The sequence below is a fragment of the Streptomyces sp. NBC_00096 genome (assembly GCF_045041305.1).
GTDB lineage: Bacteria > Actinomycetota > Actinomycetes > Streptomycetales > Streptomycetaceae > Streptomyces.
Genome location: NZ_CP108221.1, coordinates 6095610 through 6109769, shown reverse-complemented (window position 1 = coordinate 6109769; position 14160 = coordinate 6095610). Strand labels below are relative to the sequence as shown.

12 protein-coding genes are annotated in these 14160 nt (G+C 72.5%); 2 read left to right on the top strand and 10 right to left on the bottom strand.

The window, feature by feature from the left end; all coding sequences use genetic code 11:
* Positions 1–23 precede the first annotated feature (23 nt).
* From OG904_RS27080 to OG904_RS27050, 7 genes are all read right to left on the bottom strand, one after another.
* Complete coding sequence (locus OG904_RS27080; RefSeq protein ID WP_405495274.1) at positions 24–737, bottom strand: formyltransferase family protein; 714 nt, start codon at positions 735–737, stop codon at positions 24–26.
* Entirely contained in the window at positions 734–3970 is a 3237-nt protein-coding gene (locus tag OG904_RS27075; RefSeq protein WP_405495272.1) for a non-ribosomal peptide synthetase, read from the bottom strand. The genes OG904_RS27080 and OG904_RS27075 overlap by 4 nt, the downstream gene beginning before the upstream one ends.
* Positions 3967–5217: an NAD-dependent epimerase/dehydratase family protein gene (locus tag OG904_RS27070; protein ID WP_405495270.1), complete on the bottom strand. Its 1251-nt coding sequence runs from the start codon at positions 5215–5217 to the stop codon at positions 3967–3969. The genes OG904_RS27075 and OG904_RS27070 overlap by 4 nt, the downstream gene beginning before the upstream one ends.
* A complete protein-coding gene (locus OG904_RS27065) occupies positions 5214–7244 on the bottom strand; it encodes a fatty acid CoA ligase family protein (RefSeq protein WP_405495268.1) in 2031 nt (676 codons plus the stop codon). Before OG904_RS27065 ends, OG904_RS27070 begins: the two co-directional genes overlap by 4 nt.
* 4 nt (positions 7245–7248) lie before the next feature.
* A complete protein-coding gene (locus OG904_RS27060) occupies positions 7249–8130 on the bottom strand; it encodes a hypothetical protein (protein ID WP_405495266.1) in 882 nt (293 codons plus the stop codon).
* Between the two features lie 3 nt (positions 8131–8133).
* Positions 8134–9087, bottom strand: a complete 954-nt coding sequence (locus tag OG904_RS27055; RefSeq protein WP_405495264.1) for a 3-oxoacyl-ACP synthase III family protein — start codon at positions 9085–9087, stop codon at positions 8134–8136.
* A gap of 485 nt (positions 9088–9572) precedes the next feature.
* Complete coding sequence (locus tag OG904_RS27050; RefSeq protein WP_405495262.1) at positions 9573–10058, bottom strand: SRPBCC family protein; 486 nt, start codon at positions 10056–10058, stop codon at positions 9573–9575.
* 63 nt (positions 10059–10121) lie between these two features.
* On the opposite strand from OG904_RS27050, the gene OG904_RS27045 reads away from it, so the two are divergent.
* On the top strand, positions 10122–10712 hold the full coding sequence (locus OG904_RS27045) for a TetR/AcrR family transcriptional regulator (RefSeq protein WP_405495260.1): 591 nt from the start codon (positions 10122–10124) through the stop codon (positions 10710–10712).
* A 5-nt stretch (positions 10713–10717) separates the two neighbouring features.
* Here OG904_RS27045 and OG904_RS27040 read toward each other — a convergent pair whose 3' ends face one another.
* The 3 genes from OG904_RS27040 to OG904_RS27030 form a co-directional block, all read right to left on the bottom strand.
* Positions 10718–11137: a subtilase-type protease inhibitor gene (locus tag OG904_RS27040; RefSeq protein WP_405495258.1), complete on the bottom strand. Its 420-nt coding sequence runs from the start codon at positions 11135–11137 to the stop codon at positions 10718–10720.
* 612 nt (positions 11138–11749) lie between these two features.
* A complete protein-coding gene (locus OG904_RS27035) occupies positions 11750–12499 on the bottom strand; it encodes a GAF domain-containing protein (protein WP_405495256.1) in 750 nt (249 codons plus the stop codon).
* Entirely contained in the window at positions 12496–13215 is a 720-nt protein-coding gene (locus OG904_RS27030; RefSeq protein ID WP_405495254.1) for an ANTAR domain-containing protein, read from the bottom strand. The genes OG904_RS27035 and OG904_RS27030 overlap by 4 nt, the downstream gene beginning before the upstream one ends.
* 511 nt (positions 13216–13726) lie before the next feature.
* Between OG904_RS27030 and OG904_RS27025 the strand changes: the two genes are divergently transcribed.
* Positions 13727–14140 (top strand): STAS domain-containing protein, encoded by a 414-nt coding sequence (locus tag OG904_RS27025; protein WP_405495252.1) that lies wholly within the window; start codon positions 13727–13729, stop codon positions 14138–14140.
* The last annotated feature ends 20 nt before the right edge of the window (positions 14141–14160 follow it).

Here is a 14160-nt window from a genome sequence, read left to right as displayed (position 1 = left end):
CCAGGCTAGCGGGCAGACGTGCGTCACGATCCAAGGTTTTTCCCGAACGGCTGCTCGGCTCGGCCCCGTACGGCGGCCACCGCGCGGGCCAGCTCCGGCGCGTGCGCGGCGAACGGCCCCAGGTCCGTGGCCCGGACGAACGCCGGATGGTCCCGGTGCTCCGCCAGGCGGTCCAGTGCGCGCAGGCCGCTGTAGCTCTCCGGTCCGTACGGTCGTACGGTCCCGGCGGGCAGGGCCGATCCCCCGGCTACGGCCTCGAGCGTCTCCTCGAAGAGGGCCTGGCAGGCCCGGATCCCCCGCAGCATCACCTGGTGGTGGCGGTCGTCGGGGCCGATCGGGAAACGCCGGTCCGCCAGGACCCGTCCGGTGTCTATGCCCGCTTCGACCTCGTGCAGCGTGGCCCCGTACTCGGTGTCGCCGCGCAGCAGGGCGAAGAGGAGCGCGACCGAGGGCAGACCCCGGTGGCGCGGGAGGAGGCCGTTGTGGATGTTGAGGATGCGCAGGCCCAGGGAGAGGACGGGTGCGCGGAGGATCCGATGGTTGTTCAGGGACCAGACGATGCCGTCCGTGGAGGCTCCGGCAAGGTCCGCGGCCCGTGTGTTGACGTCGGCGCAGAGGTGCGTGGCGCCCGCGGCGTCCAGCGGATCCCCGCTGCAGACGAGGTCGACGGCGTACCCCCGAGCGGCCGCGTGGACGACCGCACGCCGCAGCAGGGCTCCGTCACCGATGAAGATCATGCGGGGACCTCTTTCCGGGCGGCTTCCACGTGGGCACACACGTGGTCGAGGGTGACGTCGCGGACGAGGGATTCGAGCCGGCTCATGAACCAGCGTCCCTGGGCTTCGGTGAGGAGGTCGCCGGAGACGGCGGCGAGCATCTCCACGAGGGCCAGGGAGTCGCCGCCCAGGAGCTGGAACTCCGCGCCCGCCGTGAGGTCCGCGGCGTCCACCCCGAGGATCCCCGCCCAGTGACGGGCGACCCGGTCCCGGATCGCGGTCGGGCCCGGCGTCGCCGGATCCGCTTCCGGCCCGCCCGCTCCGAAGGGGTCGGGCAGCGCGTCGAGGTCCGCCTTGCCGCTGACCGAGCTGGGGATGCCGGCGACGATGGTGATCCGCGCCGGGACCAGATGGGCGGGCAGCCTGTGGGCGAGCTCCGCGCGCAACACCGCGGCCAGGTCCGGGTCGCCCGCCCGCTGCGCCTCCGGGGCCGTCGCCATCACCGGACCGCCCGGGGTCGCCGCCACCACGTACGCGCACAGCACCGGCGTGGTCGTACCGGGGCGGCTGCGCGCCGCCACGACGGCGCGGCTCACCGCGGGGTGCGCCTCCAGCGCGGCGACGATCTCGGCGGGCTCCACCCGGTGCCCGGCGATCTTGAGCTGCCCGTCGACGCGCCCCGCGAACTCCACCGCCCCGCCGGGCAGCCTGCGCCCGAGGTCGCCCGTGCGGTAGACGCGCACGCCGTCGGGGCGGGTGCCGAACGGAGAGGTGGTCCCGTCGGGGGCACCGAGGTATCCGCGGGCCACCTGGAGCCCGCTGACGACGATCTCACCGGTCCGGCCGTGGTCCTCCTCCCCCGTGCCGATCACCCGGCCGTCCTCGGCCACCAGCTCGACCCGGGTCGAGGAACCGGCGGTGCCGAGGGGGATGGTGGCCGTCGTCTCGCTGCCGTCCACGACGTGCGCGAGGCAGGCCACGGTGGCCTCGGTGGGCCCGTAGCCGTTGACGACCCGGCAGTCCGGGCCGAAGGCAGCCCGGGCCGAGCGCACGGCGGCGGGCGTCAGCGGCTCGCCACCGAGCAGCAGGGTGCGTACGGCTCCCCGGTCCCCGAAGAGCACGAGGTGCGAGGGGGTGAGCGCCAGGGTATCGGCGCGGTGGTCGTGCACGAGACGCCGCAGGGTCGCCCGGGAAGGGGCCCCGGGAGCGAGCACGGTGGTCGCGCCGGCGGCGGGCGGCAGGAACAGTGCGAAGCAGGAGATGTCGAAGGCGTAGGAGGAGGCGAAGCCGAAGCGGGTGTCCTCGTCGATCCGGCAGACGTCGCTCATCCAGCGGACGAATCCCGTCAGGCCGCCGTGCTCGATCCGCACCCCCTTGGGACGCCCGGAGGAACCGGATGTGTGCATGACGTACGCCAGGTCCCCGGGCCCGGGGGCCGGGGGCAGCGCCCCGACCGCCGTGCCGGGCGAGTCGAGGACGTCCTCGGTCAGGATCAGCGGGCACGGTACGGACACCGTCAGCGCGTCGGCGAGGTGGCGTTGGGTCAGGCACAGCCTGGCGCCGCACTCCTGGAGGACTTCCTTGATCCGCTCGCCGGGGTGGGCGGGGTCGAGTGGCACGTAGGCGGCGCCCGCCTTCAGGATGCCCCAGAGGGCGGTGACGCCCGCCGGCGACCGGTCCACGATCAGTCCGACGAGGTCCTCACGGACGATGCCGCGAGCGGCCAGTTCGCGGGCGACGGCGTCGGAGCGGCGATCGAGTTCCGCGTACGTGACCTCCCCCTCGGGCCCGTCGAGGGCGACCGCGTGGGGTGTACGGGCCGCTTGCGCGCGGAGCAGGTCGACCACGGTGGATCCGGTGGACCCGGTGAGCCCTGCGGTCTCTGTGGTCCCTGCGGGCTCTGTGGTCCCTGCGGTCTCTGTGGTCCCTGCGGTCTCTGTGGTCCCGGTGGTGGGCAGGACCGGTCGGGGCGGGGCGGTCTGGGACCGGGCCGTCAGAAGCGGGGCCAGTGACGGTGACGGGGACGGCTCGGGCGTGAGGCGGGCCAGGGCCCGGTCCAGGAAGCGCTCCGCGCGGGCCTCGAGATCGGGGCCGCCGCGTACCCCCATCGTCAGCTCGGTCCCCGCGGGTGTCTCGGCCGCGACGAACGAGACGGGTACCAGGGGCGCGTGGACGGGCAGGGCATAGGCCGTCGTGGCCGTGAAGCCCCCTCCGCTGTAGTCCTCCGGGGCCAGCCGGCCCAGGTGGGACACGACGGCCGAGGCGAGGTGACGGTCGGCGCGGCCGGTGGCCGCCTGGCCGGCGCGCAGCAACAGGGCGGACGCGGCGAGCGGCAGCGGGGCGAGGGCCGACTCGAAGCCGGAGGCGAGTTCACGGCCGTCGGCGAGGGCCCGCAGCAGGGTGAGGTGCGGGCCGGTCCAGTCGTCGCCGGGGTTCAGGTCGAGGAAGAGCGGCAGCGTCAGGTTGCCGGTGGCGGTGACGCCGGGGCGGTGCCTGCGCAGGTCGACCGGGACCATGACCCGGCCGGGCCGGCCGGAGGCGTCGGTGACGGCCTGGGCGAGGCGGGCCGTGAAGGCCGAGTGGTGACCGGGCAGGGTCCTGCGCAGCCACAGGGTCCGCGAGGGCCCGGCCGGGGGGCGGCCGAGGGGCGAGGGGCGGTCGGGCGGCCGCGTGGGACGGCGGTCGCCGGCGCCGAGCCGGCGCAGCAGTCCCCGGTCGGTGTCGGGTGCCAGGGCGGGTCGCGCCGGGTCACCGCGCAGCGCCCGGAAGACCTCGCGTACCCAGATCAGGGCACCGTGCCCGTCCATCAGGGCGTGCGAGACGCTGAACACCAGCGTGGTGCGGGTGCCCGGCGCCGCGCCACCGTCGGCGGCGGACGGGGCGGCGCCGGGCACCACCAGTACCTCGCAGCCGGGCGGGTCCGTCCGCCGCGCGGGGCCGTACAAGAGGGCGGCCGTGTCCGCCGTCGAGACCTCGAAGGCCGCGGCGGAGCGGACGTCGGCGTACCGGACGCGGGGCAACGGCCCGTCGGCGTGCCACAGCGGACCCCGCCGGGCCAGCCTGGAGCCGGGGACGGCTTCGGCGGCCCGGGCCACCGCCGCCCGGAGGCGGCCGGGATCGGGCAGGCCCTCGCCTTCGACGAGGATGCGCAGGGCCATGGCGCCGCGGGCGTGCCCGGCGGCGAGGTAGAGCCGCTCGGTGGGCGAGACGGGGCGCCGGTAGAGGTGGGCGGCGGCGGGTGGGGGACGGTTCATCGCGGGGTTCCTCCTCGCTCGGAAAGGGCGGGTGCGGTGCCGGCGGTGCCCGGCGGTACGGACGCGGACCCTCCCGCGGGCTCGGTCGCCGGCGCGGGCCCGAGTACGGTTTCGCCGGGACGCACGGGCGCGGCGGGGCCGGGCGCGGGCTGGTCGCAGTGCCCGCGTGCGGGCTCGCGCGGACGCAGGGGCGCCGGGCGGGATCCGGGCGCCGGGCGGGTCCAGGCGTCCACCCCGCCGATGTCCTGCACCCACCGCACCAGTTCGAGGACGCCCTGCGCCTGCCCGAGCGGCGCCTCGTAGCCGAGGTCGCGTCGGGCCGCACCGGTGTCGTAGGTCGTGGACCGGGTGAGCAGGGCCATCATGTAGCGGCTCATCGGCGGTGCGGTGTCCTCGGGACCGGGCCGCAGCCGCCACAGCGCCTCCACGGCGCCGGCGAGCGCGCGGCCGACCGGCAGCGGGATCCTCGGTCCCGGCGGTGCGCAGCCGAGGAGCCGGCCGACCTCGGCGAGGAAGGCCCACAGGTCGGTCCGCTCCCGGTCCGCGACGAAGTACGCCCGGCCGCCGACGCGTTCGGCCGGTGCCGTGGCCGCCCGCAGGCAGGCGGCCACGGCGTTGTCGCTGTGGCACAGCGAGACCAGGACCCGCTTGCCGCCCGACAGGTCGGGCAGCCGGCCCGCGTGCATCGCGCCGATCATGCGGGGCAGGAAGCCGGCGTGGTCGCGCGGTCCCCAGATGCCGCGCGGGCGCAGGGCGAGGGTGGTGAACCGTTCGGTGTGGGCCGCCAGTACGTCCTGTTCGGCGCGCGCCTTCGTCTCGCAGTACAGGTTGAAGAAGCGGTCCGGGTAGGGCGTGGTCTCGTCGATGTCGAGGCGGTCGCCCTCGCGGATCCGCATCAGTGCGCTGGGGCTGGAGACGAAGACGAACCGTCCGGCGCCCGCGGCCCGCGCGGCGACCATGAGCCGCCGGGTGCCGGCGACGTTCGCCTCGTGGAACTGGGTGCGGCTGCCGTGGTCGACGACCCGGGCGGCGCTGTGCAGCACGGTGTCGCGGTCCGCGGCGGCCGCGCGCAGCGAGTCCTCGTCCGTCAGGTCGCCGACGGCGAGTTCGACTCCGGGCAGGGAACGCAGCCGTGCGGTGTCGCTGCCCTCGCGCACCAGGACGCGTACGTGGTGTCCCTCGCGCAGGCAGGCGTCGACGAGGTGGCCGCCGAGGAAACCGGTGGCCCCGGTGATCAGGATGTTCACAGGGCCCGCCACCAGGTGGCGCCGTAGAGCATGGTGAGCGCGACGGTGGCCGCCCGCCCGTGTCCGGCCGCCCGGGCGCGGGGCAGCGCGAGGGGGATCTGCGCGGCGTGCACGCCGATGCTGAGGACGGCGTCGATCCACCACAGCCACTGCAGGACGGGAAGCTCGGGTGCTCCGGCGGTCGCGGCCAGGACCGCGCCGCCGATGAGGTAGGCCCATCCGGCGAGCGGGACCAGTTTCGCGGCTCCGGCGCGGGACCACGGGCGCGCCGGGGGCCCGAGGCGGCGTTCGGCCCACCGGCCGAGCTCCTCGCGGCCGATCTTGGCGTTGTGCCGGATGTCGACGGGGAATCCCGCGTGGCGCAGGAACGGCGCGGATCCGAGCACCGGGACGTGCTCGGCGGCCGCTGCGCGCAGCTCGGCGACGAGGTCGCGCCAGGCCTCCGCGTCGAGGGGGCGCTCGGTCTCCACGCAGACGACGGGCTGCTGGGTGCCGGCCGGGCCGATGCCGACCAGTGCGCTGCGGCGGACCAGCGGATGGGCGTTGAAGACGCCCTCGCAGAGCACGGTGTACAGGTCGTTCCCGGCGGTGCGCACGCGCTGCGCCGCTCGTCCGCAGAACCACAGCCGACCGTTGCCGTCGAGGTAGCCGAGGTCCCCGGTGCGGTGCCAGAGGCGGGGCGCGGGTCCGTCGGGCGGTTGGAGGCCCGCGCGGGTCGGGTCCTCGTACGGCTCCTCGGCCACCTTGTGGAGGGCGTCGGCCTGCGGGGCGGCGTGGTAGCGGGGGCTGACGGAGTCTCCGGCCACGAGGATCTCCCCGACGCGCCCGGGCTCCGGGTCCGTGTCGGTCCCGGGGGCGAGGGCCCGCATCGGGCCGTCGGTGACGGGCTCGATCCGCAGGAAGGTGCCGGGTACGGGCCGGCCGACGCAGGTTCCGGCGCCCAGCGCGGCCCGGCCGGCGGTTTCGGCCAGGATCTCCTCGGACTCGATCGAGGTGATCGGGAGGACTTCGGTGGCCCCGTAGGTGACGTGGATCCGCGCCTTCTCGTCCAGGACGTCCCGCAGCGCGGCGACCACGGAGGGCGGCACGGGCGCCCCGCCGGACACCACGCAGTGCAGGTCGGGCAAGGGGTGCGGGTGGGTCTTGAGATGGTCCGCGAGGCGGCGCAGCAGGGCGGGCGAGGCGAACATCGTGCTGACGGCGAAACGTTCCAGCGCGTCGACGAGCAGGCCGGGATCGGCGTGCGCGACCTTCGCCGGGGCGAGCGGGGCGAGGACGACCGTGGAACCGTAGACCAGGTCGAGCATGCCGTAGAAGGGCATGGTGACCAGGGAGACGTCGTCCCGGGTGCGTCCGTGCGTGTCCTCGATCTGGTGGGCGATCGAGAGCGCCATCCGGTGGGTGTACTCGACTCCCTTGGCGGGGCCGGTGGATCCCGTGGTGAAGCCGATCATCAGCAGGTCGTCCCCGCCGACGGCGGGGGGCGCGGTGCGCGGGCCCGGGGCGGACCGCAGGCGCGCGAGGGTGTGGCCGCCCCACAGCCGGTGGCGGCCCAGCGTGACCGGGATCCGTACGGCCTCGAAGGTACGACGCCCCAGGACGCGCACCAGGTGGGCGAGCGGCGGGCCTATGAAGGCCTCGGCGCCCACGGCCCGGTAGCAGTGGAGCATGCGGCGCAGCCCCATGCCGGGGTCGACGACGACGGGGACGGCGCCGATCCTGAAGAGGGCGAAGACCAGGGCGAACAGCTCGGCTCCGGGCGGGGCCATCAGCACCGTCCTGGTTCCCCGGCCGATCCCCGCGTGGGTCAGTCCGTGGGCGAGTCGCTCGACCTCCTGCTGCAACTCCCCGTAGTTCAGGGTGTGGTAGCGGGGGCGGCCGTCGGGTTCGCGGCCGCCGTCGGGGTGGATGACGGCCGGCTTGTGCGGGAAGGCGCGGGCGTTGTCTTCCAGGCGGGAGGCGAGGCCCGCGGCGGCGCCGGCCGCCGGGGCCCAGGTGGTGGTGCGTCGTTGGCTCGCGGTGGTCACCGGATCACCGGCCTTCGGGTCGGTAGCTCGCGCAGGCCGCGCTGGGACCGGCGCCGGCCGTGACGAACAGCAGTTGGTCGCAGTCCTCGGGCAGGCCCGCCGCCAGGGCGTGGAGGTAGCCGAGGACGGGGGCCGCGGTGTGCGGTTCGCCCGTCTCGCCCGGGGGAAGCGCGTCCGCCTCGGTGCCCGGGCCGATCACCAGGGTGCGGTCGAGGTCGAGCCCGTACGCGGCGGCGTAGTCCGCGACGGCGGTGGCGGCGAGTTCGGCGCGGCGGCGGTCGTGGTCCGGGGAGCGCCGCACGGTGATCAGGGTCCGGCCTTCGGCGCCCATGCCGGCGGTGTCCAGGTAGCCCTCCGTGTCGGTGGGACCGTCGCCCGTGTAGTGCCGTACGGGGCCGAATCCGGCATCGGGGTCGGCGCTGCGCTCCAGCAGGAGGGCGCCGGCCAGGTCCGCGTACGGGTAGTCGGGGTCGCGGCGGGCGTCGCCGCCGGGGTGCACGTCGGCGGCGGTGACCAGGAGGCGATCCGTGCTGCCCGTTTCGAGGAGCGCCTGACCGACCTGGACCGCGTTCAGTACGCCGCAGGCGCCGTTCATGAGGTCGAAGGAGAAGCCGGCCGCCGGATCCACGAGGTAGTCCAGACTGATGCCGACCTCCTTCTGCACCAGGGCCGCGAGAGCCGGTTCGAAGGTGTTGGACTCCCGGTAGACGCCCACGTTGACGAGGACGCCGACGCCCGAGGGGGACAGACCGGTCTGGCTGAGGCAGTCGCGGGCGGCCCGGCCGGCGAGCTCCACGGAAGAGGCCGTACGGGCGTCGGTGGCGTCGGTGCCGGTGGCGGGTGTGCCGACGGTGGCGGTGCCCGCGGCGGTGATGATCATTCCCATGGTTCAGACCCCCAGGTTCGTGACGGTGGCCGACAGGGCTCCGGTGACCAAGCCGGAGGCGGCGGGGACCAGCAGGAAGGTGGAACCGCGCCGGGCGGTGCCCGCGGCGAGGTGTTCGCGCAACGTCAGGAAGTGCGAGGTGGTGGCGGTGTTGCCGTACTTCTCGACGACGGCGAGCGAGGTGGGCATCGGCGTGCCGAACTCCGCCTCGCCCGTCTGGTTCACGTAGTCGATGAACCGGGCGCCGACCTGGTGCTGAATGACGTAGTCGAATTCCTCACCCGCGAAATCGCGGCCGTTCTTGGACAGCAGATCGCCGTGGAATCTGGGCCAGAGGGCGAGCCGGTCCTTGTTGTGCATCTTCTTGTTGTCCGTGTAGAGCGCGATTCCCTCGGTGCGATCGCTCGGCATTCCCATGCACAGGTGCGAGTACTCCGCACAGGTCATCAGGTCGATGTAGTGGATCCGGTCGGACTCGTCCACGGACCGGTCCATGATGACCGCGGCGGCGGAGTCGCCGACGGAGAGGGCGGCGAACTGCGCGTCGTAGGAGTCGCCGATCTCACGGGCCGCCGTCTCGGCGACGCGGGTCGCCTGCTCACCGCTGACGACCATGCCGCTGCGGACCGCGCCGGAACGGATCATCCGGTCGAGCACGTACACGCCGGTCATCATTCCGGCGCAGGCGTTGGAGACGTCGAAGTGCAGGGCGGAGCGGGCGCCCATTTCCCGGGCGAGGGAGCCCGCGAAGGACGGTTCGAAGTAGAAGCGGTCAGCGTCCTTGAAGCGGGTGATCGACGCCGATATGACGATGTCCAGGTCGGCGGCCTCGTATCGGGACGCCGCGAGGCAGTCGCGCGCGGCGCGCAGGGCCAGCCCGAACGAGTCCTCGCCGGCCTCGGGACGCGGGTCGTAGACCCGCCTCTCGGCGACTCCGGTGATCCTCTCGACGTCCACGTCCCGCAGATTCGGGGTTCGCCCGGTCAATTCCCGGGTGGTCAGCGTGGTGGCCGGCATATGGGATCCGATTGATTCCATGCGGCTGTGTAAAGTATTCGTGCTCAATTTTCACTCCGTGGTGGGCGCACGCGGGCAGCACTCATGGCTCCGGCGGAAAGGCGCAGTGTTTCGCTGGTGACAGACAGCGAAGTTACCGTAGCGTACGGATTTGCCAGTTCTGTTACGCAGCCACCCGAAGCGGACCGACGGGGCGGATATCGGCCATTCACCCTGGACCGGGCATTCCCTCGCCCCCGAGGCCGCTCGCACCGCACAACGGCCCGCCCTGCGCGCCCTTTCGGGGCTGCGCCACCCCGTCGGCCCGCTCCCCCGCCACACCTGCGCCCGCGCCACCCCCCGGGGTGCAGGCCCTCGAAAACCTGTCCGGAATCACACGGTCCGCCTTGACCGCCCCTCCCCCCGGCCCGCGGTCGGGTACGGCCCTAGCGTTCGAGCCCGCGCAGCAGGCGCACGTACGGAGTCCAGCGGGCCGGGCGGGCCACCCTGCCCGTGCAGGCGAGCTCGGCGCGGTCCAGGCTGTCCTCCAGACAGGCGTCGTGCATCGGGCGATAGGCCGCGGGCCAGGTCAGGCGGGCCAGGCCGCTGGTCTTCATCGCGAGGGTGTGCCGCAGCACGGTGCGCCCTTCGTCGACGGGCAGCACCGCGTACTCGTGGAAACCGTGGAATCCGCGCGGCCCGCCGAAGGCGAAGCGGATCCAGACCCCGGGCACGTACGCGGTGACCGTGTAGCGGACCGGGCCGTGGCCGCCGCTCGCTCCGACCGCCAGTGGACGGTCGAACTCCACCGCGGGCCAGTCCGGGTGCGGCCAGAGCCGGTCCGCCGCGCCGCCGGCCAGGCTGTCGATGAGCGCGCCCACCTCGCTCGCCTTGGCGGCCAGCAGGCGCTCGTGCACGTTGTAGACGCCCATGCGTCCTCCCCTTGAGATTATTAGAGACTGCTCTCTAATAATCTGGAGGGTACTCTCTGATTCATGGCGAGACCACCCCGCTTCGACACCGACCAGATCCTCGACGCCGCCGTCCGGCTGGCCGCCTCCGCCGGACCGACAGGCGTGACCATGTCCGCCGTCGCCCAGGCGATCGGCGCACCGAGCGGGTCCATGTACCACCGCTACCCCGGCCGTACGGCATTGCTCGCCGAGGTGTGGCTGCGTACCGTGGAGGGCTTCCAGGAGGGGTACTTCGCCGCACTGGGCAGCACCCCCGACCCCTGCCCGGCAGCCCGAGCGGCCGCCCGGCACGTCGTCTCCTGGAGCCGCGCCCACCCACAGGAAGCCTCGCTCCTCCTTTACGGCGCCGAGGAGTTCGGCCGCGCCGACTGGTCCGAGGAGCACAAGGAGCGCGCGGATCTGGGCAACCGGCGCGTGTTCGGCCGCCTCCGCTCCCTCGCCGAGGACCTCGGCGCGACGGGCCCCCAGGACCACGAGCGCATCGTCCTGGCCCTGATCGACCTGCCGCTGTCCGTGGTCCGCCGCCATCTGCGCGCCGGACAACCGCTGCCGCCACACGCGGAGGACCTCGCCGAAGAATGCGCAGCGGCTCTGCTGACTGCCGCCGGGTAGTCGGGTCAGAAGGCGAAGACAGGACTGCTGCTCACGGCCGTGGACATGACGCAGGCATTGGAGAAGGTGTGCGTCCAGGCGACGCGGCTCCCCTGCCACACGCCGACCGCGGCGATGGTGACGGGGTCATAGATCATCGGACACATGCGGCGCGCCTGGGGAGCGGCCAGCAGACGGTCGAACGAGCCGCCGGTTGAGTTCAGGGCCGCACAAGCGGCTTTCGGGTCACGGTGAGTGCCCTGCGGGGTCGGTGTACAGCTGAGGGTGGCTGCCCGTAAGACGGTGTCCTCGATGCTGTCCCCTTGGGCAAAGGTCAGGACCATCGCAGATGGGGCGTATTTGTTTGCGGGCTGGGCCTCTGCCGTGCCGGATGCTCCGGTGAGGCAAATCAGTGCGGCGGCCGAGACGACAACGATGCCACGCATAGGGAGACTCGCTTTCGATATCACGCTGAAGGGCGAAATACCCTTTGGGATACATCGCCTCGAATTGGCAGCCGGCACGCAGCACCGGGCCCGGTTTCGGTGCCGAATTGGCGCGATCTGGCACAGAGTTCGCCGGCCGCGCCGATCGGAACCAAGGGTCTGTGTCCGAGCGGCCGGGTGAGGCGGCTTTCAGTGCTGTCGCAGAGCCCCGTCCGCACGGCCGCCCCCTCCCCCGGCGACCGTGCGTATGAGGGCGTGACATCGCGGATCGCGCCCTCATGGGGTGTCCCCACCACAACGGGACCGGGGAGTGCCCCGTCTCGAACGCGGAAAGGACGGAGACTGGAAGGCAGTAAGACTGCGATGGCTCTCCAGCCAGGCCTCGGTGTGTACCGGCTCGGGGGCTGGGAGCCTGGAAGGGCGATGCTTCGCGGGAGATGGACCCCGTCGCCGCTTCCTCGGGTTGAACATTAGGTGGGGGGCACCCGGGAAGATAGACCGCGCGGCGTAGTGATCTTGACATGGTAAGGAAGGCTGAATTACAGGGGGTGCTGCCCCCTCTCGGGCCGACCGTGGTCGGATGGTTTGTCCGGTGAGAATTCGGACGAGGATTCAACGCTTGGCGGCATCTGCCCCTGGGTGGGGGATGGCGGTCGTGTCGAAGGTGCCATCGGCGATTTCGGACGCCAGCTTCGTGAGTTGGCGGTTGTGGGCGCGCGCGTAGGAGCGGAGGGTGAAGAACGCGTCGTCGACGGAGGACTGCCAGCGTTCCGCGAGGATTCCCTTGGCCTGCTCGAGAATGATGCGGCTGGTCAGAGCCTGTTGGAGCTGCGCGTTCTCGATCTGACCGTGGTCCACGGTCCGCTGTTGCAGGATGGCGATGGTCGCCACGTCGGCCAGGGCCTGGGCCAGTGCGATGTCCGCGTCCGTCAGACGGGCGGGGTGCTTCTGGAAGAGGGCGAGGGCGCCGATGACACGGCCGCGCAGACGCAGCGGGAGCACGCTCATCGCCACGAAGCCCGTCCGGGTGGCCCGGGCGGCGAATTGCGGCCAGGGCAGGGTGACCACCGGGTCCGTGAGGTTGATGGCGATGCGGGACTGCCCGGTGTTGTAGCAGTCCACACAGGGTCCCTGGCCGTGCTGGAGGGCGAACAGTTCCAACAGGCGGGTGTGCTCGTCGGAGGCTGCCATCGTTTGGAGGCTGTCGTGCTGATCGGCCAGCAGGATGCCCACCGCGGCGACCTGGAGCAGTTCCGCGCAGCGCACCGACAGGCGCTGAAGGAAGTCGATGAGGTCGAAATCGTCGGTCAGGGAGTCGGCGGCCTCAACGAAGACTTCGGTCATAAGACGTTCTCGGGTCATGGCGAGCCATCCTTGTCTGTAACGGTCGGGGGCGGCCCTGCATGGTCCAGGCGCAGCCGCCGGTCGACGATGTCCTGGGCCGTGTCGGTGAGGGAGCGTCCGCTGCCGTAGGCGTGCGCGCGCAGGCGCAGGAGTGCCTTGGGCAGGGTGAGGGACAGTTGGACGCTGAGCATGCCGGTCGCCTGGTGGACCACTGCCCGGTGCAAGGCGGGCGGGAAATCCGCAGATCTGGCGGCGTCGGTCTGCGGTGTGTCGCCTTGCAGGATGTGTGCGGTGAGGGCCGCGGCCAGGGCGAGGGCGTCACCTGTCTGGCCCGGGGTGAGCGTTCCGGGAGTGTGGCGCAGGGCGGTCAGGACGCCGACGCGGATGACCCCCACACCCATCGGGAAGCAGAACACCGCGCGGACCCCGGTCCCCGAAGCCTCGGCCGCGAGTGCCGGCCAGCGATCCGACCGGACCTCCGCGAGATCGGGCGCCCACACCATCGCGCGGTTGCGGACGGCCTCGGGCCCGGGGCCTTCCCCCAGGGTGAACTGGAGGTCTTCGAACCGGCCGGTTCTCTCGTCGGTGCACCACATGAGTTCACTCGCCTCATCGGTGGTGAGCAGGGACAGGGCCAGGCCGTCCACGCCGAGGAGTACGGCACCGATGGCGATGACGGATTCCACGACATCGGATGTACCGGGCTGATGGAGCAGGGCGAGCGCCTGAGCCATGCGCGAACTGATCATCTGGGACCGATCTCGGGAAGGTTCCCGTGAGCCATGCCGGTGAGGCCTCGCGGCCGGCGTGAAGCGGGTACGACCGGCTCAGTCCCTGGTCACTTCCTTCTTGGCTGCGGTCACGCCAGCCTCACGGACCGATCGGCTCGGTACGCGCGCCGCCAGAGGGTCCGAGTGGAGCCGTCGCCGACGCGGGTGCATTGCCGTGTTTCCCACAGCATAGGCTCACGGATCACCCTCGGACGTGCAGGAACCACAGCTTCAGGCCGCTGCCGGGCACCCGGAACCGCTTGAGGATGTGAACCGGAGCGACCGGACCCGAGCCCACCCGGCTCATCGCGCACGTGTTCGTCAATTCACTCGCCCGGGTTGATCTTTCCTCGCGATACGTTCATTTGCTCCCCGGCCTTCTACCGTCGGGAAAGTCACTCCGGACCCTGGTGTCTGTCCCAATTCTCTGGGCGATCTCGCCATCGCGAGCGCCCGCGAAATCAGGGGGAACCCGATGGGTGACCACATCCGGCTCGACCACGAAGCGGCCCTGTCCCTGCCCCGGCCGGTTCCACCGACGGGGCCCTGCGCACGCAGTCGCCGGGTGAACGGCTTCATCGTGCTCGAGCTCCACGGCGAGATCGACCTGGCGGCCGACCTGCAGGTCAGGGCACACGTCGACGCCGCCACGGAGATCGACGAACCCAGAGTGGTCGTAGACCTGCGCACGGCAACGTTCATCGACTGCTCCGCGCTGCGCATACTGTGCTACGCCCGCAGGAAGGCCCTGGCGAGCCGCGGCGGTATGGGCCTCGTCTGCACATCCCCCCGACATCTGGCCCTCCTCGCAGCAGTCGGGCTGACAGGCGTCCTCCGTCCGGTCGCCACGCTGAAAGCAGCGTACGCAGCAGCCCTGCGCGGCACCTGACCACGGCGGGAACCAAGGGA

Bases quoted from the DNA above. Each gene is read 5' to 3' on its own strand.
- OG904_RS27080 (WP_405495274.1), bottom strand. From the start codon at position 737: ATGATCTTCATCGGTGACGGAGCCCTGCTGCGGCGTGCGGTCGTCCAC.
- OG904_RS27075 (WP_405495272.1), bottom strand. From the start codon at position 3,970: ATGAACCGTCCCCCACCCGCCGCCGCCCACCTCTACCGGCGCCCCGTC.
- OG904_RS27060 (WP_405495266.1), bottom strand. From the start codon at position 8,130: ATGGGAATGATCATCACCGCCGCGGGCACCGCCACCGTCGGCACACCC.
- OG904_RS27050 (WP_405495262.1), bottom strand. From the start codon at position 10,058: ATGGGCGTCTACAACGTGCACGAGCGCCTGCTGGCCGCCAAGGCGAGC.
- OG904_RS27045 (WP_405495260.1), top strand. From the start codon at position 10,122: ATGGCGAGACCACCCCGCTTCGACACCGACCAGATCCTCGACGCCGCC.
- OG904_RS27040 (WP_405495258.1), bottom strand. From the start codon at position 11,137: ATGCGTGGCATCGTTGTCGTCTCGGCCGCCGCACTGATTTGCCTCACC.
- OG904_RS27035 (WP_405495256.1), bottom strand. From the start codon at position 12,499: ATGACCCGAGAACGTCTTATGACCGAAGTCTTCGTTGAGGCCGCCGAC.
- OG904_RS27030 (WP_405495254.1), bottom strand. From the start codon at position 13,215: ATGGCTCAGGCGCTCGCCCTGCTCCATCAGCCCGGTACATCCGATGTC.
- OG904_RS27025 (WP_405495252.1), top strand. From the start codon at position 13,727: ATGGGTGACCACATCCGGCTCGACCACGAAGCGGCCCTGTCCCTGCCC.